We start from the raw sequence: 18234 nt of genomic DNA, 5'->3' as shown, positions 1-18234 counted from the left end.
GGCTCTTCATCAGCATCAGCATCATCACCAGCTCACGAGCATTCGACGCGATCGGTCAGTTGACCTTGTAGCGTCGACGCAGTCCGCGCAAGCCGAAGCTGATCCACGGCCAGAGCAAGGCACTGACCAGCGCCGGCAGCACCAGCGCCAGGGTCGGCTGGCGGTTGCCGGTCAGGGCGCTGAGCCACAGCTGCACCAGCTGCGCCAGGCCGAAGATCACCAGGATCACCAGGCTCTGCTGCCACATCGGGAACATGCGCAGGCGCTGTTGCAGCGACAGCACCAGGAAGGTGATCAATGTAAGGATCAAGGCGTTCTGCCCGAGCAGGGTGCCGTAGAGCACGTCCTCGGCCAGGCCCAGCAGGAATGCGGTGACCATGCCGATCTTGTGCGGCAGGTACAGCGACCAGAAAGCCAGCAGCAACGCCAGCCACAGCGGACGGAGGATTTCCATGAACTGCGGCAACGGCGAGACACTGAGTAGCAGGCCGACGGCAAAGGTCAGCCAGACGATCCAGCCATTACGCGAAAGAGTAGCGCCCGCCATTATTCCTCCTGCCGTTGGGTGGACGGTGCAGCCGCGGGCGGCTTGGCCGCTGGCTTGGTGGCCGCAGGTTTGCCGGTCGCCGGCTTGGGTGCCGGTGTCGCATGGGCCGGGGCGCTGGTGCTGGTGGCATGCGCCGGTGGCTTGCTCGCCGGGGCTGGCGCCGCAGGTGCCGCGCTCGCCGCAGCCGCCGCAGCCGGTTTCGGTACGGTCGCCGGAACGATCGGCGCACCGTCGCCCTGCTTGTCGGCTTCCTGGGCCTGGGCCGCTTCGTTGGCGCGCTCTTCCGGGGTACGGCTGTCGCTGAACACCAGCAGCAGGTAGCGACTGCGGTTGAGGGCGGCGGTCGGCACGGCGCGGACAATGGCGAAAGGCTGGCCGGAGTCGTGAATCACTTCCTTGACCGTCGCCACCGGGTAACCGGCCGGGAAGCGCTGGCCCAGGCCGGAGCTGACCAGCAGGTCGCCCTCCTTGATGTCGGCGGTGTCGGCGACGTGGCGCAGTTCCAGGCGCTCGGGGTTGCCAGTACCGCTGGCGATGGCGCGCAAACCGTTGCGGTTGACCTGCACCGGAATGCTGTGGGTGGTGTCGGTGAGCAACAGGACGCGGGAGGTGTACGGCATCAACTCGACCACCTGGCCCATCAGGCCACGGGCATCGAGCACCGGTTGACCGAGTACCACGCCATCGCGCTCACCCTTGTTGATGATGATGCGATGGGTGAACGGGTTGGGGTCCATGCCGATCAATTCGGCGACTTCGACCTTCTCGTTGACCAGCGCCGACGAGTTGAGCAATTCGCGCAGGCGCACGTTCTGCTCGGTCAGGGCCGCGAGTTTCTGCAGGCGCCCTTGCAGCAGCAGGTTTTCGGTCTGGAGTTTTTCGTTCTCGGCGACCAGTTCGGTACGACTGCCGAACTGACTGGCCACGCCTTGCCACAACCGTTGCGGCAGGTCGGTAATCCAGTATGACTGCATCAGCACCAGCGACATCTGGCTGCGCACGGGCTTGAGCAGTGTGAAACGGGCATCGACCACCATCAGCGCGACCGATAGCACGACCAGCACCAACAAGCGCACGCCCAATGAGGGGCCTTTGGCGAAAAGCGGTTTAATAAGCCGCTCCTCCCAGGCAATGAGTCATTTTATTCATACGGCATCAAACCGGCCTGGATGAAGATTGACAGAAGATAAACGCAACAGGCAGCACTGCAAAGTGCTGCCTGTGAACGAACCATCATAGAGCCTGCCAGCGAACTCACTCGCTGGAAAGCAGGTCCATGGTGTGCTTATCCATCATTTCCAGGGCACGACCGCCACCACGGGCAACACAGGTCAGCGGATCTTCGGCGACGATCACCGGCAGGCCGGTTTCCTGGGCCAGCAGCTTGTCGAGGTCACGCAGCAACGCGCCACCACCGGTCAGCACCAGGCCACGCTCGGCGATGTCCGAGGCCAGCTCCGGAGGCGACTGCTCCAGGGCGCTCTTCACCGCCTGGACGATGGTCGCCAGGGATTCCTGCAGGGCTTCCAGCACTTCGTTGGAATTGAGGGTAAAGGCACGTGGCACGCCTTCAGCCAGGTTACGGCCGCGAACGTCGACTTCACGGACTTCGCCGCCCGGGTAGGCCGTACCGATTTCCTGCTTGATGCGCTCGGCGGTGGATTCGCCGATCAGGCTGCCGTAGTTGCGGCGCACGTAGGTGATGATCGCTTCGTCGAAACGGTCGCCACCAACCCGTACGGATTCGGCATAGACCACGCCGTTCAGGGAGATCAGCGCGATTTCAGTGGTACCGCCACCGATATCGACGACCATCGAGCCACGGGCTTCTTCAACCGGCAGGCCGGCACCGATCGCGGCGGCCATCGGCTCTTCGATCAGGAAGACTTCGCGGGCACCGGCACCGAGGGCCGATTCACGGATCGCACGGCGCTCGACCTGGGTCGATTTGCACGGCACGCAGATCAGCACGCGAGGGCTTGGCTGCAGGAAGCTGTTTTCGTGAACCTTGTTGATGAAGTACTGCAGCATCTTTTCGCAGACGCTGAAGTCGGCGATCACGCCGTCCTTCATCGGACGAATGGCAGCAATGTTGCCCGGCGTACGACCGAGCATGCGCTTGGCTTCGGTACCGACGGCAACGACACTCTTCTGATTGCCATGGGTGCGAATCGCAACGACCGATGGCTCATTCAGGACGATACCGCGCTCGCGCACGTAGATAAGGGTGTTGGCTGTGCCCAGGTCGATGGAGAGATCGCTGGAAAACATGCCACGCAGTTTCTTGAACATTGGAAAGGGACCCTGGGCAACGCGTGGGTAAAAAAGTGCGGCAAACTCTAACAACGACGGGGATTTTGGGCAAGGCGCCAATATGTTAAATTAGGCGTTTTTCCGAGCACCATCCCATACAATCGCGGCCATGTGACCGTAAAAATGCGGTAGTGTTCCGATAATCCCGGATCAGTACGAAAACTAGTCGAGCGGCGATCGAGCGTGTTTTCAACGCAGCATGATCGTCGCGCAGGCAATTTCCGTGCAGAGCCTAACACACGGACAGCTTCCATTTTGTTTTCCACTGGAGATTCCCATGGCGCTTGACCGCTCCGACGTGGAAAAAATCGCTCACCTGGCCCGCCTGGGCTTGGTCGAAGCCGATCTTCCACGCACCACCGAAGCCCTGAACAGCATTCTGGGTCTGGTCGACCAGATGCAGGCTGTCGATACCGACGGTATCGAACCCCTTGCCCACCCTCTGGAAGCGAGCCAGCGCCTGCGCGCCGACGCCGTCACGGAGCGAAATAACCGCGAGGCTTATCAGTCCATCGCACCAGCGGTCGAAAACGGCCTGTACCTGGTTCCGAAAGTCATCGACTAAAGGGAAAGAGCCTGCAATGCATCAATTGACTCTGGCCGAGATCGCCCGCGGACTCGCCGACAAGAAGTTTTCCGCCGAAGAGCTGACCCGGACCCTGCTGGCGCGCATCGCCCAGCTCGATCCGCAGATCAACAGCTTTATCAGCTTGACCGAAGAACTGGCCCTGCAACAGGCCAAGGCCGCCGACGTACGGCGCGCCAACGGCGAGAACGGTGCCCTGCTCGGCGCGCCGATCGGCCACAAGGACCTGTTCTGCACCCAGGGCGTGCGCACCAGTTGCGGCTCGAAGATGCTCGACAACTTCAAGGCGCCCTACGACGCCACCGTGGTTGCCAAACTGGCCGCTGCCGGCGCCGTGACGCTGGGCAAGACCAACATGGACGAATTCGCCATGGGTTCGGCCAACGAGTCGAGCTACTACGGCAAGGTCAGGAACCCGTGGAATCTGGAACACGTACCGGGCGGCTCGTCTGGTGGCTCTGCCGCCGCCGTGGCCGCACGCCTGTTGCCTGCCGCCACCGCGACCGACACCGGCGGTTCGATCCGCCAGCCGGCGGCGTTCACCAACCTCACCGGGCTGAAACCGACCTACGGTCGCGTTTCGCGCTGGGGCATGATCGCCTACGCCTCCAGCCTCGACCAGGGTGGCCCGCTGGCCCGCACCGCCGAAGACTGCGCCCTGCTGCTGCAAGGCATGGCCGGCTTCGACCCGCAGGACTCCACCAGCATCGATGAACCGGTCCCGGACTACAGCGCCGGCCTGAACGACTCGATCCAGGGCCTGCGCATCGGCGTGCCGAAGGAATACTTCAGCGCCGGTCTCGACCCGCGCATCGCCGAACGGGTGCACGACAGCGTCAAGGAGCTGGAAAAGCTCGGCGCGGTGATCAAGGAAATCAGCCTGCCGAACAACCAGCACGCGATTCCGGCCTACTACGTGATCGCCCCGGCCGAAGCCTCGTCCAACCTGTCGCGTTTCGACGGCGTGCGCTTCGGTTATCGCTGCGAAGAGCCCAGGGACCTCGAAGACCTGTACAAACGCTCCCGTGGCGAAGGTTTCGGCGCGGAAGTGCAGCGTCGGATCATGGTCGGTGCCTATGCCCTGTCGGCCGGCTACTACGACGCCTATTACCTCAAGGCGCAGAAAATCCGTCGCCTGATCAAGAACGACTTCATGAGCGCCTTCAACGAGGTCGACGTCATTCTCGGCCCGACCACGCCCAACCCGGCCTGGAAGATCGGCGCCAAGAACAACGATCCGGTCGCCGAGTATCTGGAAGACTTCTACACCATCACCGCCAACCTCGCGGGTCTGCCGGGCTTGTCCATGCCTGCGGGCTTCGTCGACGGCTTGCCGGTCGGCGTGCAATTGCTTGCCCCGTATTTCCAGGAAGGCCGCTTGCTCAACGTTGCGCACCAGTATCAGTTGAACACTGACTGGCACACCCGCACCCCCCAGGGGTTTTGAAGCCGCTGCGCCCGGTAATGCTGCGTTGAAAGCTGACGCGTAATGCTCATTGACTAAGGTCAACTGCGCTTACTCGTCAGCCTTCGCCTTGCCTTACCTTCGCTCGCAACGCTTCAAACGTCCCCTGGCAAGATTTCGAGGAGTAACACCATGCAATGGGAAGTCGTGATCGGGCTGGAGATTCATACCCAGCTCGCCACCCAATCGAAGATATTCTCCGGCAGCTCGACCACCTTCGGCTCCGAGCCCAACACCCAGGCCAGCCTGGTTGACCTGGGCATGCCGGGCGTGTTGCCGGTGCTGAACGAAGAAGCCGTGCGCATGGCCGTGAAATTCGGCCTGGCAATCGACGCCGAGATCGGCCAGCACAACGTGTTCGCCCGCAAGAACTACTTCTACCCGGACCTGCCCAAGGGCTACCAGATCAGCCAGATGGAACTGCCGATCGTCGGCAAGGGCCACCTGGACATCACCCTGGAAGACGGCACGGTCAAGCGTGTCGGGATCACCCGGGCGCACCTGGAAGAAGATGCCGGCAAGAGCCTGCACGAAGAATTCAGCGGTTCCACCGGTGTCGACCTGAACCGCGCCGGCACGCCGCTGCTGGAAATCGTCTCCGAGCCGGATATGCGCAGCGCCAAGGAAGCCGTGGCCTATGTCAAGGCGATCCACGCGCTGGTGCGCTACCTGGGCATTTGCGACGGCAACATGGCCGAAGGCTCGCTGCGTTGCGACTGCAACGTGTCGGTACGGCCGAAGGGCCAGGTCGAATTCGGCACCCGCTGCGAGATCAAGAACGTCAACTCGTTCCGCTTCATCGAGAAGGCGATCAACACTGAAGTCCAGCGCCAGATCGAACTGATCGAAGACGGCGGCAAGATCATCCAGCAGACCCGCCTGTACGATCCGAACAAGGACGAGACCCGCGCCATGCGCAGCAAGGAGGAAGCCAACGACTACCGTTACTTCCCCGATCCGGACCTGTTGCCGGTGGTCATCGAGGATGCGTTCCTCGATGCCGTGCGCGCCAAGCTGCCGGAACTGCCGCCGCAGAAACGCGAGCGCTTCCAGTCCCAGTACGGCCTGTCGCTGTATGACGCCAGCGTACTGGCCTCGAGCCGCGAGCAGGCGGACTACTTCGAGCAGGTCGCGAGCATCGGCGGCGACGCCAAGCTGGCGGCCAACTGGGTCATGGTCGAGCTGGGCAGCCTGCTGAACAAGCTGGGCGTGGAAATCGACCAGGCGCCGGTGACGGCCGAGCAGTTGGGCGGCATGTTGTTGCGGATCAAGGACAACACCATTTCCGGCAAGATCGCCAAGACCGTCTTCGAAGCCATGGCCAACGGCGAAGGCAACGCCGACCAGGTGATTGAGGCCCGTGGCCTGAAGCAGGTGACCGACAGCGGCGCCATCGAGAAGGTCCTGGACGAAGTCCTCGCGGCCAACGCCGAGCAGGTCGAACAGTACCGGGCGGCGGACGAGGCCAAGCGCGGCAAGATGTTCGGCTTCTTTGTCGGCCAGGCGATGAAAGCCTCCAAGGGCAAGGCCAACCCGCAACAGGTGAACGAATTGCTGAAAAGCAAGCTCGAAGGCTGATAGCGGCGCGGCCGGCAACGGCCGCTCCCGCCAGCCTTGCATGCCTGTCCACTGCGGGAACGGGCTTGCCCGCGAATACGATGGCGCAGATACATCGTCTTCGCGGGCAAGCCCGCTCCCACAGGCAGGCCTACCCCATGCTCCGCCGTGGGAACGATCACTGTAGGGAGTGCCCCCGATGAAACGCCTGCTTGGCGCCTGCGCCCTCCTCACCCTGCTGGCCGGTTGCGCCACTCACGATATCGACCCGCGCGGCTACAATGAAACCGGCATGGCGTCCTACTATGGCGCCCGGCACCACGGCAAACGTACCGCCAGCGGCGAACCGTTCGACCAGCACGGCCTGACCGCCGCCCATCGCCAACTGCCCTTCGGCACCCGGGTAAAAGTCACCAACCTCGCCAATGACCGCAGCGTCGTGGTCCGTATCAACGACCGTGGTCCCCATACCCGTGGGCGCCTGATCGATCTTTCACGGGAAGCGGCCGAGCAGTTGGGTATGCTGCAAAGCGGCACCGCGCGCGTTCGTGTACAAAGCCTCAACGACTGACTTCGGGAGCCCCCGCCATTTTCGGATTGACCGCCCTGCCGCTCCTGAGCCTGATCCAACTGCTCGGCGGCCTGTTACTGCTGATCGTCGGCGCCGAACTGCTGGTGCGTGCGGCCGTGCGCCTGGCGGCAAGCCTGCGGGTGCGCCCGCTGCTGATCGGCCTGACCATCGTCGCCTTCGGCAGCAGCGCGCCGCAGATGGCCGTCAGCCTGCAAGCGGCCTTTTATGAAAACGCCGATATCGCGGTCGGCAGCGTGATCGGCGGCAATATCTTCAACACCCTGGTGACCCTCGGCCTCTCGGCGCTGATCATCCCCTTGCGGGTCTCGCGCCAGTTGGTGCGCCTGGATATCCCGCTGATGATCGTCGCCAGCCTGCTGGTCTTCGGCCTGGCCTTCAACGAAGAGCTGAGCCGTTTCGACGGCGTGCTGATGCTGGTGATTTTCGCCCTGTACCTGGGCTTGCTGCTGCGTACCTCGCAGCACAACCAGCATGCCCATCATCACCCCGGGCATCCCCATGACCGCCCGCGCGCGCCCTGGGTCAGCAGCGTGACCTGGATGCTGCTGGGCCTGGCCCTGCTGACGCTCGCCGGTCACCTGCTGCTGGATGCGGCGGTTGACGTCGCCACCGAGCTGGGCCTGTCCGAACGCATCATCGGCCTGACCGTGGTCGCCGTCGGCACCTCGTTGCCGCAACTGGCCACTTCGCTGATCGCCGCCTTCCGCGGCCAGCGGGATATCGCCGTCGGCAACGTGATCGGCGGCAATCTGTTCAACCTGCTGGGGGTACTGGGCGTCACGGCCCTGATCGCCCCGGAACCCTTGTCGGTGTCGCCCAACGCCCTGTCGTTCGACCTGCCGGTCATGCTCGGCGTCGCGGCGTTGTGCTGGCCGGTGTTCTACTCCGGTTATCGCATCACCCGCGCCGAAGGCCTGCTGTTTCTCGGCCTGTACCTGGCCTACGGCCTGCATGTGGTGTGGTTCACCACCGGCATGCCGATGGCGGTGCGCCTGGAACACCTGATGCTGTTTTTCATCCTGCCGGCGCTGCTGGCGTACCTGCTGTTCAGTACGCTGCGGGCCTGGCGTCGCCAACACTCATAGGAGCCACTGCAATGACCGATCAGAAGAAAGCTGGTGTCGAGATGCGTCGTCAGGTGATGGGCGATGTATTCGTCGACCGTGCCCTGGGCAATGCCACCGAGTTCAGCCAGCCGCTGCAGGATTTCGTCAACGAACACGCCTGGGGCAGCGTCTGGAACCGCGAAGGCCTGCCGCTGAAGACCCGCAGCCTGATCACCCTCGCGGCGCTGACCGCGCTCAAGTGTCCGCAGGAACTCAAGGGCCACGTACGCGGCGCCTTGAACAATGGCTGTACCGTCGAGGAAATCCGCGAAGCGCTGCTGCACTGCGCGGTGTATGCCGGCGTGCCAGCAGCCATCGATGCGTTCCGCGCGGCCCAGGAAGTGATCGACGCCTACCAGACAGCGGACTGAGTGCGACCGCCGGCGGCTGGGCCTGCCGTCAGATCCAGCCGCCCCACTGCAACACGAAGATGCCGATATTGGTCGTGATCGCCGCCATCAGCGTGGTGATCACGATAATCGCCGCCGCCAGTTCATGATTGCCATTGGCCGCCCGGGCCATGACGAAGCTGGCCGCCGCCGTCGGGCTGCCGAAGTAGAGAAACAGAATCCCCAGTTCCGCGCCGCGAAAGCCGCAAAGCCATGCGCCCAGGGTCGCGATGATCGGCATGCCGACCATTTTCACCAGGCTCGCACTCAGGGCCATGTCGCCGCTCTTGCGCAATGCCGCCAGGGACAAGGTGCCGCCAATGCAGATCAGCGCCAGCGGCAGGGTCATCTGCGCCAGGTAGTTGCCGGAGGTTTCCAGCCAGCCAGGCAGGCCGATCTGCCAGTACGCAAAGGGCGCGGCAGCGATCACGCTGATGATCAGCGGGTTGCTGAACACGCTTTTGCAGATGCTCCAGGGATCGGACTTGATCACCGGGCTATAGACCGCCAGGACAATGGTCGACAGGGTGTTGTAGAACAGGATCACCAGCGCCGCGAGGATCGCCCCGAGGGAAATCCCGTAGTCGCCGTACATGCTGGCGGCCAGGGCCAGGCCGATCACCCCGTTGTTGCCGCGAAAGGCCCCCTGGGTATAGATGCCCCGGTCTTCCTTCGGACAACGCCAGATCGCCCACCCCCAGGAACCGGCGAACCCCACCAGCGTGGCAATGGCGAAATACCCCAGCACCGCGGGCTTCAGGGCCGAATGCAGGTCGGCGTGGAGGATCCCGAGGAACAGCAGCGCCGGCATGGTGACGTTGAATACCAGCGCCGACGCGGTGTGGATGAAGTTGTCGTTGATCCAGCCAACGCGCTTGAGCGCCACGCCCAGGAACAGCATGGCGAACACCGGCGCGGTGATGGTGAGAGTGCCGAGAAAGATCGCCAGCATGCCGTAGAAACCCATAGCCTGTCGTTAGTCGGCTAATGATACGGCAAAGCATGGGGTTTCAGTCGAACTGCGCGCGCATCCAGGCCTGGTAAGCGGCGACCTGCGCCTCGCCTTCACGGGGCGCCCAGGTCGCCATCTCGCCCTCGCCCACCGGGCGATACGGGCCGGCCTTGCACTCGAACATCACCGTGTTGGGCTCCAGCACCACCAACCCGTGGAACACCCCGGCCGGCAGGTCGACGGCCGGACAGTCACCGCCCGCCTGCAGGACACGACGAGTCACCACTTGCCCGTCCTCGTCGAACACCAGCAGACCCAGGCTGCCCTTGAGCACCAGCAGGGTCTCGGCCTTGTCCGCGCTCAAATGCCGGTGCGGCGGGACATAGGTATTGGGCTGCAGGCCGACCGCCATGCGATGGCATGGCTCGTCCATCTGGTGAAAGTTGTGGTGCGTGCGCCCACGCGGGCTGGCCGCGGCCTTGCTGGCCAGGTCGGCAAACAGGGCCTGATCGAGAAAACTCGGCGCGGCCATGGCTTACATGCCCTTGACGGCAAAGATGCCGGCAGCGTTGCGCCAGTAGCCCTTGTAGTCCATGCCGTAGCCGAAGATGTACCGGTCGATGCATGGCAGGCCGACATAATCGGCCTTCAGGTCCGGACGCGCCTTGCGGTCGTGGTCCTTGTCGATCAGCACGGCCGTGTGCACCTTGCGGGCACCGGCATGCTTGCAGAAGTCGATGATCGCGCCCAGGGTGTGGCCCTCGTCGAGGATGTCGTCGATGATCAGCACGTCACGGTCGATGAACGAGACTTCCGGCTTGGCTTTCCAGAACAGGTCGCCGCCGCTGGTTTCGTTGCGATAGCGGGTCGCGTGCAGGTAGGACGCTTCCAGCGGGAAATCGAGGTGGGTCAGCAATTTGCCGGAGAAGATCAGGCCGCCGTTCATCACGCAGAACACCACCGGATTGCGCTCGGCCAGGTCGGCATTGATCTGCGCGCCGACCCGGGCGATGGCCGCTTCGACTTGGTCGTTGGTGTACAGGCAGTCGGCTTCGCGCATGACTTGACGGATATGCTCGAGATCAGCGGACATGGCGCTCTCCATAGATGCTTGGGTAGGGCTTGTGCAGGGAGCTGCGCAAGAAAAGCCGGCAAAGGTACGCACCCGGCAGGGTCAGATCAAGCGTTTCTGGACTAACGTATTACCGTTCTATAGGACATCTTCCCCGGATAGATTAATCTAGGGCGGTTTTTTTGCCCGCCGTCGGAGCCTTTCCCCATGCCCATCCGTGAGATCCGCCATCCGCTGATCCGTCACAAGCTCGGCCTTATGCGCCGCGCTGACATTAGCACGAAGAACTTCCGTGAGCTTGCCCAGGAAGTCGGTGCATTGCTGACCTATGAGGCGACCAAGGACCTGCCCCTCGAAACCTATGACATCGAAGGCTGGTGCGGCACCGTACAGGTCGAGAAAATCGCCGGGAAGAAAATCACCGTGGTGCCGATCCTGCGCGCCGGTATCGGCATGCTCGAAGGCGTGCTCAGCCTGATCCCCGGCGCCAAGGTCAGTGCCGTGGGCGTGGCCCGCAACGAGGAAACCCTCGAAGCCCACACCTACCTGGAAAAACTGGTCCCGGAAATCGACGAACGCCTGGCGATGATCATCGACCCGATGCTCGCCACCGGCGGCTCGATGGTCGCGACCATCGACCTGCTGAAGAAAGCCGGCTGCAAGGACATCCGCGCGATGGTCCTGGTCGCGGCCCCCGAAGGCATCGCCGTGGTCGAGAAAGCCCACCCGGACGTGACCATCTACACCGCCTCCATCGATCAGAAACTGAACGAGCACGGCTACATCATCCCGGGCCTGGGCGATGCCGGTGACAAGATCTTCGGCACCAAGCAGAAGGACGCCTGACATGCGGGATGAGTTCAACGACCCGCTCTGGCGCACGGTGCTGTCTGGCGCGCAGATGCTCTTCGTGGCCTTTGGCGCCCTGGTGTTGATGCCGCTGATCACCGGCCTCGACCCCAACGTCGCGCTGTTCACGGCGGGCCTGGGGACTCTGCTGTTCCAACTGGTCACCGGACGCCAGGTGCCGGTGTTCCTCGCGTCGAGCTTCGCCTTTATCACCCCGATCATCCTCGCCAAGGGCCAGTTCGGCCTGGCGGCGACCATGGGCGGGGTGATGGCGGCCGGTTTCGTCTACACCTTCCTGGGCCTCGCGGTGAAGATCAAGGGCACCGGTTTCATCGACCGGCTGCTGCCGCCGGTGGTGATCGGTCCGGTGATCATCTCCATCGGCCTGGCCATGGCGCCGATTGCCGCGAACATGGCGATGGGCAAGGCCGGCGACGGCTCGGAACTGATTCATTACCAGACCGCCATGCTGATCTCGATGCCGGCGCTGCTGACCACGCTGATCGTGGCGGTGTTCGGCAGGGGCATCTTCCGCCTGGTGCCGATCATCTCCGGGGTCCTGGTGGGCTTTGCCATGTCGTTCTACTTCGGCGTGGTCGATACCGCCAAGATCGCCGCCGCGCCCTGGTTCGCCCTGCCGCACTTCACCGCGCCGGAGTTCAACTGGCAGGCGATCCTGTTCATTGTCCCGGTGGCGCTGGCCCCGGCCATCGAGCATATCGGCGGAGTGATCGCCGTGGGCAGCGTGACCGGTCGCGACTACCTGAAGAAGCCGGGCCTGCATCGCACCCTGCTGGGTGACGGCATCGCCACCACGGCAGCCGGCCTGTTCGGCGGTCCGCCCAACACCACCTATGCCGAAGTGACCGGCGCGGTGATGCTGACCAAGAACTACAACCCGAAAATCATGACCTGGGCGGCGATCTTCGCCATCAGTCTGGCGTTTATCGGCAAGTTCGGCGCCCTGCTGCAAAGCATCCCGGTGCCGGTGATGGGCGGGATCCTCTGCCTGCTGTTCGGTTCGATTGCCGCGGTGGGGATGAACACCCTGATCCGCCACAAGATCGACCTGGGCGAAGCGCGCAACCTGGTGATCGTCTCGGTGACCCTGGTGTTCGGCATCGGTGGCGTGCTGGTGGGCACCGGCACCGGCCCCGACGACTTCGGCCTCAAGGGCATCGCCCTGTGTGCCGTGGTGGCGATTGCCCTGAACCTGTTGCTGCCAGGCAATGACAGCTGGAAGCACAAGAAAGGCGACGAGCCGTTGTTGTAAGGCTCGTGTTTGCTCCTACGGGGCCGTGTTGTACGCAAATCTGCGATTCAACACAGAACTGTAGGAGCCGGCTTGCCGGCGATGGCAGCGGTGCGGTTTTCTGTCAAACCGCGTCGCCTGGATCGCCAGCAAGCCGGCTCCTACAAGGTTCAGCAGGGTTTCCACGATTTGCATTTACAGGGCCAACGGCGCCCGCTCACAGAGCGTGTTCAGCGCCGCCGCCCACTGCGGCTCATCGTTCAGGCACGGTACCAGCACCAACTCCTCGCCTCCCGCCGCGATAAACTGCTCGCGCCCGCGATCGCCGATCTCCTCCAGCGTCTCGATGCAATCGGCGACAAACGCCGGGCACATCACCAGGATCTTCTTCACCCCGGACCTGGCCAGCTCATCCAGGCGTGCCTCGGTGTAAGGCTCGATCCACTTCGCCCGGCCAAGACGTGACTGGAACGATACCGACCATTGCTCCTGCGCCAATCCCATCTGCTCGGCAAACGCCGCCGCCGTGCGCAGGCATTGGGCGCGGTAGCACGTGGCGAGCACCGCAGGCGATGCATTCCGACAGCAGTCGGCATCCTTGAGACAGTGGCTGCCCGTGGGGTCGAGCTTGGTCAGGTGGCGCTCCGGCAGGCCATGGAAACTCAGCAGCAAATGATCGAACCCCTGCGTCAGGTGCGGCCGCGCGCTCGCCACCAGGGCTTCGATGTATTCCGGCTGGTCGTAGAACGGCTGCAGGATGGAAAACTGCACGTCGAGCCTGCGCTCGCGCACCACCCGCCGTGCCTCTTCGATCACCGTGGTCACGGTGCTGTCGGCGAACTGCGGATACAACGGTGCCAGGGTCACCTGGCGGATACCCTGGGAGGCCAGCCGGGTCAGCACCGTCTCGATCGACGGCTCACCATAACGCATGGCCAGTTCCACCGGCCCCTGGGTCCATTGCGCGCTCATCTGCTGCTGCAAGCGCCGGCTCAACACCACCAGCGGCGAGCCCTCGTCCCACCAGATCGAGGCATAGGCATGGGCCGACTGCTCGGGGCGCTTGATCAGGATCAGCGACACCAGCAGGCGCCGAATCGGCCACGGCAAGTCGATCACATAGGGATCCATCAGAAACTGATTGAGGTAACTGCGCACATCCGCAACCGAAGTGGAAGCCGGCGAACCCAGGTTGACCAGTAGCAGCGCGTGATCGGTCATGCAATGTCCTATGTCAGAGGCGACCCGACAGATCGTCGAGGGCCGCGGGCAGATCGGTAAACTGAAAGACGAAGCCCGCCGCCAGCAGGCGATTGGGCACCGCGCGCTGGCCGCCGAGCAGCAACAGCGACAACTCGCCGAGGCCGATTCGCAAGGCCGGGGCCGGCATGGGGATCACGGCCGGACGATGCAGCACCTGGCCCAGGGCCTTGGCGAACGCACGGTTGCGCACCGGTTTCGGCGCGCAGGCATTATAAGGACCGCTGGCGTCGTCGCGGTGCAGAAGAAAATCAATCAGGGCGATTTGATCCTGCAAATGGATCCAGGGCATCCACTGCCGACCGTTGCCGATCGGGCCGCCCAGGCAGAGTTTGAACGGCAGCAGCAGGCGCGACAAAAAGCCGCCCTCGGCCGCCAGCACCAGGCCGGTTCGTACCAGCACCACGCGAATACCCAAAGCCTGCGCGCGTTGCGCGGTTTCCTCCCAGGCGATGCACAACTGGCTGGCAAAGTCTTCGCTGACCGGCGGCGAATCTTCCGTCAGCTCACGCTCGCCACCGTCGCCATACCAGCCCACCGCCGAGCCGGAGATCAGCACCGCCGGACGTTGCTCGCGCCCTTCGAGCCAGGCCAGCAGGGTTTCGGTCAACTGGATCCGGCTGCTCCACAGCAATGCCTTGCGCTTGTGGGTCCAGGGGCGGTCGGCAATCGGCGCGCCGGCCAGGTTGATCACCGCGTCCAGCGGCTCGCCGGCCAGGTCCTCCAGATGGCGCACGCCACGCACCTGCGCCCCGCACAAGCGGGCCACGTCCTCGGGCCGGCGGCTCCAGACCGTCAGGCGGTGCCCCTGTGCCGACCAGTGCTTGCACAGCTGGCGCCCGATCAAACCAGTACCGCCTGTCAGCAATATGTGCATGAAAGCGTCCTCGCGTAACGTTTTGTCGGGAGCGTTAGTCTATTTTTATACACAGGGCTCTTTTCTTCTCGACAGAATATGTGTTTAACAATAGGACAGCTTCAGACGACAGGAAGGTCGCAACTTATACCTAAAATCAAGATTGTACAGGTTTTACCGACGGCGTAGTCTGTGCAGACAGGTAACGAGGCCCCTATGACTGTACCTATCGCAATAATTGGTGCCGGTATCGCCGGACTCTCAGCCGCCCGCGCATTGCAGGATGCCGGGCACGCCATCGAACTGTTCGATAAAAGCCGTGGCAGCGGCGGACGCATGTCGAGCAAGCGCAGCGACGCCGGGTCGCTGGATATGGGCGCCCAGTACTTCACCGCCCGCGACCGCCGTTTCGTCAACGAAGTACAACGCTGGCAAAGCCAGGGCTGGGTCGCCGAATGGGACCCGACGCTCTACACCTGGCAGAACGGCCAGTTGAACCTGTCGCCGGACGAGCAGACCCGCTGGGTCGGCGCCCCGCGCATGAGCGCCATCACCCGCGGCCTGCTGGGGGACCTGCAAACCCACTTCAGTTGCCGCATCACCGAAGTGTTCCGCGGCGAACAGCACTGGCACCTGCAGGACGCCGAAGGCTTCACCCATGGCCCGTTCAGCCACGTCATCATCGCCACGCCGGCGCCCCAGGCCACCGCCCTGCTCGCCGCCGCGCCGAAACTCGCCGGAGCCGCCGCCGGCGTGCAGATGGAACCGACCTGGGCCGTCGCCCTGGCGTTCGAGACAGCGCTGGATACCCCGATGGAAGGCTGCTTCGTGCAGGACAGCCCGCTCGACTGGCTGGCCCGCAACCGCAGCAAACCGGGACGCGACGACAAGCTCGACACCTGGGTCCTGCATGCCACCAGCAGCTGGAGCAAGCAGCACCTGGACCTGTCCAGGGAAGCCGTGATCGAACACCTGCACGGGGCGTTCGCCGAACTGCTGCATATCACCATGCCCGCCCCGACCTTCACCCTCGCCCACCGCTGGCTCTATGCCCGTCCTGCCGGCGCGCGCGAATGGGGTGCCCTGGCCGACGCCGACCTGGGCCTGTATGTCTGTGGCGACTGGTGCCTGTCGGGTCGTGTCGAGGGCGCCTGGCTCAGTGGTCAGGAAGCCGCCCGCCGGCTGCTGGAACACCTGGCGTGAACCGGATCAACCCACGCAAGCTGCTGCTGTCGAAGTGGACAGCAGCCCACCCGCAAAACCGGGAAAAACACTTCCTGGTCACCGAACTGTTCTGCGATGAGATCGGCACGGTCCTCGAACTCGAACTGCAAGCGGTATTGACCCGACGCAATCAGCGCGTCGCCTGGCGGACCCTGCAGGACGCCGCCAGTTGGCGGATGGGCTGGCAATAACGTCGGCCAAGCAATCTTGTACAAAATATTTGACTTGTACAAGATAGAACCTATGATGAGATTTAGTTGTACAAGAGACGACACTTGTACAAGTAAATCCCCGAGGTTCGCCGAATGCCCTTGCCCACCGATACACCCCGCAAACCGAGGATCGCCATCAGCGCCTGCCTGATGGGCGCCGAGGTGCGCTACAACGGCGGGCACAAGGAGTCGCGACTGTGCAGCCGCACTCTCAGCGAATATTTCGATTTCCTCCCGGTCTGCCCGGAAGTGGCGATCGGCCTGGGCACGCCCCGCGAACCGATTCGCCTGGTGGGCGATCCGCAACATCCCAGGGCCGTCGGCACGGTGCACCCCGACACTGACGTCACCCACGCGCTGGCGGACTACGGCACGCGAATGGCGGCCGAGCTCAAGGATATCTGTGGCTATATCTTCATGCAGAAATCGCCGTCCTGCGGGCTGGAGCGGGTCAAGGTCTACCAGGACGGCGGCCGCCCCGCCGAACACGCCGGACGCGGCATCTTCGCCCAGGTCTTCTGCGCCCGGCACCCCGACCTGCCGGTGGAAGAAGAAGGCCGCCTGAACGATCCGGTGTTGCGGGAAAACTTCCTGACGCGGGTCTTCGCCTACGCCGCCTGGCAGGAACTGTGCGCCAGCGGCCTGAGCCGCCGGGCCCTGACCGACTTCCACGCACGCTACAAGTACCTGCTCATGGCCCATAACCCGCCGCAGTACAAGGCCCTCGGTCACCTGTTGGGCAGCATGGGCAAGTCGGATCCGAACGAGGTCGGCCCGCGCTACTTCAGCGAACTGATGGCCGCCCTGAAGAAATGCGCGACCCGCCGCACCCATACCAATGTCCTGCAGCATCTCAGCGGCTACCTCAAGCAAACCCTCAGCGCCGCGGACAAGCAGGAAATGCAGCAGCTCATCGGCCAGTACCGCCTCGGCATCGTGCCGCTGGTGGTGCCGCTGACCCTGCTCAAGCATCACTTGCGCCATCACCCCGATCCCTACGTGGCCTTGCAGGTCTACCTGCAGCCCCACCCGGAAAACCTCAGCCTGCGGAACGCGATCTGACCATGACCCTCCCCGAAGACGACGAAGCCAACCCCGACTACGCCAGCGCCCTGGCGGCCGGCTGGCTGCCGATCCGCGAAGTGGCCCGGCAGACCGGCGTCAATGCCGTCACCCTGCGGGCCTGGGAGCGGCGCTACGGACTGATCGTGCCGCACCGCACGCCCAAGGGGCACCGGCTGTTTTCCACCGAACACGTGCAACGCATCCAGGCGATCCTGACCTGGTTGAACCGTGGCGTGGCGGTGCGCCAGGTCAAGCAGTTGCTCGATGCCCCGCAGCCGCCCGCCGAACCGCCGGAAAACGACTGGCATCGGCTGCACCACAACCTGGTCCGGGCCATCGGCCAGCTGGATGAGCGCCAGGTCGATGACAGCTTCAACCAGGCGATGTCGCTGTATCCGCCCCGCACGGTCTGCGAACAGTTGCTGATCCCGCTGCTGGCGGAACTCGAGCAGCGCTGGCAGAGCCAGTTCGGCGGGCAGATGGAGCGGACCTTCTTCTACTCCTGGCTGCGCAGCAAGCTCGGCGCACGGATCTATCACAACAATCGCCAGCTCAAGGGCGCCCCTCTGCTGCTGGTCAACCAGTCGGACCTGCCGCTGGAGCCGCACCTGTGGCTGACCGCCTGGCTGGCCAGCAGCGCCGACTGCCCGGTGGAGGTCTTCGACTGGCCGCTGCCGCCCGGCGAACTGGCGCTGGCCGTCGAACACCTGAAGGCCCGGGCCGTGGTCCTGTATTCCAGCAAGGCGCTGAGCCTGAGCGCCCTGCCCCGGCTGCTCGGCGGTATCGGTTGCCCGAGGCTGATCACCGGCGCCGCGGTGTGCATCCACTTTGTCGAACTGTCCGTATATAGCGACGAGAACCCGGGCGTGAGCCTGGCCGAAGACCCGTTGTCGGCGCACCAGGGCTTGACCCGGCTCGGACTGCTCTAGCGATCTCG

At 63.9% G+C, this 18234-nt stretch carries 20 protein-coding genes; 12 read left to right on the top strand and 8 right to left on the bottom strand.

What is annotated here, in order from left to right:
* Positions 1-55: 55 nt before the first annotated feature.
* The 3 genes from mreD to mreB form a co-directional block, all read right to left on the bottom strand.
* On the bottom strand, positions 56-547 hold the full coding sequence (gene mreD / locus HX881_RS16410; RefSeq protein ID WP_103032945.1) for a rod shape-determining protein MreD: 492 nt from the start codon (positions 545-547) through the stop codon (positions 56-58).
* Positions 547-1629 (bottom strand): rod shape-determining protein MreC, encoded by a 1083-nt coding sequence (gene mreC, locus HX881_RS16405; RefSeq protein WP_218171712.1) that lies wholly within the window; start codon positions 1627-1629, stop codon positions 547-549. Before mreC ends, mreD begins: the two co-directional genes overlap by 1 nt.
* A 172-nt stretch (positions 1630-1801) precedes the next feature.
* A complete protein-coding gene (mreB, locus tag HX881_RS16400) occupies positions 1802-2839 on the bottom strand; it encodes a rod shape-determining protein MreB (RefSeq protein WP_002555108.1) in 1038 nt (345 codons plus the stop codon).
* A gap of 298 nt (positions 2840-3137) precedes the next feature.
* On the opposite strand from mreB, the gene gatC reads away from it, so the two are divergent.
* From gatC to HX881_RS16370, 6 genes are all read left to right on the top strand, one after another.
* A complete protein-coding gene (gatC, locus tag HX881_RS16395) occupies positions 3138-3425 on the top strand; it encodes an Asp-tRNA(Asn)/Glu-tRNA(Gln) amidotransferase subunit GatC (RefSeq protein ID WP_017126548.1) in 288 nt (95 codons plus the stop codon).
* A gap of 16 nt (positions 3426-3441) precedes the next feature.
* On the top strand, positions 3442-4893 hold the full coding sequence (gene gatA / locus HX881_RS16390; protein WP_177085498.1) for an Asp-tRNA(Asn)/Glu-tRNA(Gln) amidotransferase subunit GatA: 1452 nt from the start codon (positions 3442-3444) through the stop codon (positions 4891-4893).
* A 132-nt stretch (positions 4894-5025) separates the two neighbouring features.
* Positions 5026-6489 (top strand): Asp-tRNA(Asn)/Glu-tRNA(Gln) amidotransferase subunit GatB, encoded by a 1464-nt coding sequence (gene gatB / locus HX881_RS16385; protein WP_280529440.1) that lies wholly within the window; start codon positions 5026-5028, stop codon positions 6487-6489.
* Positions 6490-6667: 178 nt separating this feature from the next.
* Complete coding sequence (locus tag HX881_RS16380) at positions 6668-7039, top strand: septal ring lytic transglycosylase RlpA family protein (protein ID WP_177085494.1); 372 nt, start codon at positions 6668-6670, stop codon at positions 7037-7039.
* A 50-nt stretch (positions 7040-7089) separates the two neighbouring features.
* Entirely contained in the window at positions 7090-8145 is a 1056-nt protein-coding gene (locus tag HX881_RS16375) for a calcium/sodium antiporter (protein WP_042935460.1), read from the top strand.
* 11 nt (positions 8146-8156) lie between these two features.
* Positions 8157-8537, top strand: coding sequence for a carboxymuconolactone decarboxylase family protein (locus HX881_RS16370; RefSeq protein ID WP_177085492.1), 381 nt, complete (start codon positions 8157-8159; stop codon positions 8535-8537).
* Between the two features lie 28 nt (positions 8538-8565).
* Here the strand turns inward: HX881_RS16370 and HX881_RS16365 are convergent, their stop codons facing one another.
* Genes HX881_RS16365 through HX881_RS16355 form a run of 3 tightly spaced genes read right to left on the bottom strand, consistent with a single transcriptional unit; the run spans position 8566 to position 10600 of the window.
* Positions 8566-9507, bottom strand: a complete 942-nt coding sequence (locus tag HX881_RS16365) for an AEC family transporter (RefSeq protein ID WP_042935461.1) — start codon at positions 9505-9507, stop codon at positions 8566-8568.
* Between the two features lie 58 nt (positions 9508-9565).
* Positions 9566-10039 (bottom strand): WbuC family cupin fold metalloprotein, encoded by a 474-nt coding sequence (locus HX881_RS16360; RefSeq protein WP_177085490.1) that lies wholly within the window; start codon positions 10037-10039, stop codon positions 9566-9568.
* Between the two features lie 3 nt (positions 10040-10042).
* Positions 10043-10600, bottom strand: coding sequence for a hypoxanthine-guanine phosphoribosyltransferase (locus HX881_RS16355; protein ID WP_177085488.1), 558 nt, complete (start codon positions 10598-10600; stop codon positions 10043-10045).
* Positions 10601-10786: 186 nt separating this feature from the next.
* Between HX881_RS16355 and upp the strand changes: the two genes are divergently transcribed.
* Entirely contained in the window at positions 10787-11425 is a 639-nt protein-coding gene (gene upp, locus HX881_RS16350) for a uracil phosphoribosyltransferase (RefSeq protein ID WP_017126557.1), read from the top strand.
* Position 11426: 1 nt separating this feature from the next.
* The gene (locus HX881_RS16345) at positions 11427-12701 is read left to right on the top strand and encodes a uracil-xanthine permease family protein (RefSeq protein ID WP_017126558.1); all 1275 of its coding nucleotides are present in this window, start codon (positions 11427-11429) and stop codon (positions 12699-12701) included.
* Between the two features lie 174 nt (positions 12702-12875).
* Here the strand turns inward: HX881_RS16345 and hemH are convergent, their stop codons facing one another.
* Both hemH and HX881_RS16335 read right to left on the bottom strand, forming a co-directional pair.
* Positions 12876-13901: a ferrochelatase gene (gene hemH / locus HX881_RS16340; protein ID WP_177085486.1), complete on the bottom strand. Its 1026-nt coding sequence runs from the start codon at positions 13899-13901 to the stop codon at positions 12876-12878.
* Between the two features lie 13 nt (positions 13902-13914).
* Complete coding sequence (locus HX881_RS16335; protein WP_042935441.1) at positions 13915-14817, bottom strand: TIGR01777 family oxidoreductase; 903 nt, start codon at positions 14815-14817, stop codon at positions 13915-13917.
* Positions 14818-15012: 195 nt separating this feature from the next.
* Between HX881_RS16335 and HX881_RS16330 the strand changes: the two genes are divergently transcribed.
* The 4 genes from HX881_RS16330 (at position 15013) to HX881_RS16315 (ending at position 18226) form a co-directional block, all read left to right on the top strand.
* Positions 15013-15999, top strand: a complete 987-nt coding sequence (locus HX881_RS16330) for an NAD(P)/FAD-dependent oxidoreductase (protein ID WP_042935443.1) — start codon at positions 15013-15015, stop codon at positions 15997-15999.
* Positions 15996-16211, top strand: coding sequence for a TIGR02450 family Trp-rich protein (locus tag HX881_RS16325; protein WP_177085484.1), 216 nt, complete (start codon positions 15996-15998; stop codon positions 16209-16211). Before HX881_RS16330 ends, HX881_RS16325 begins: the two co-directional genes overlap by 4 nt.
* Before the next feature lie 114 nt (positions 16212-16325).
* Positions 16326-17294 carry a YbgA family protein gene (locus HX881_RS16320; RefSeq protein WP_177085482.1) on the top strand — a complete coding sequence of 323 codons (969 nt, stop codon included), beginning with the start codon at positions 16326-16328 and terminating at the stop codon, positions 17292-17294.
* A 2-nt stretch (positions 17295-17296) separates the two neighbouring features.
* Complete coding sequence (locus HX881_RS16315; RefSeq protein ID WP_177085481.1) at positions 17297-18226, top strand: MerR family transcriptional regulator; 930 nt, start codon at positions 17297-17299, stop codon at positions 18224-18226.
* Positions 18227-18234: the final 8 nt, after the last annotated feature.

The sequence above is a fragment of the Pseudomonas gingeri genome, assembly GCF_013386115.1.
GTDB lineage: Bacteria > Pseudomonadota > Gammaproteobacteria > Pseudomonadales > Pseudomonadaceae > Aquipseudomonas > Aquipseudomonas gingeri.
The sequence above is the reverse complement of the archived record's forward strand: the minus strand, read 5'-3'. Positions and strand labels throughout refer to the sequence as shown.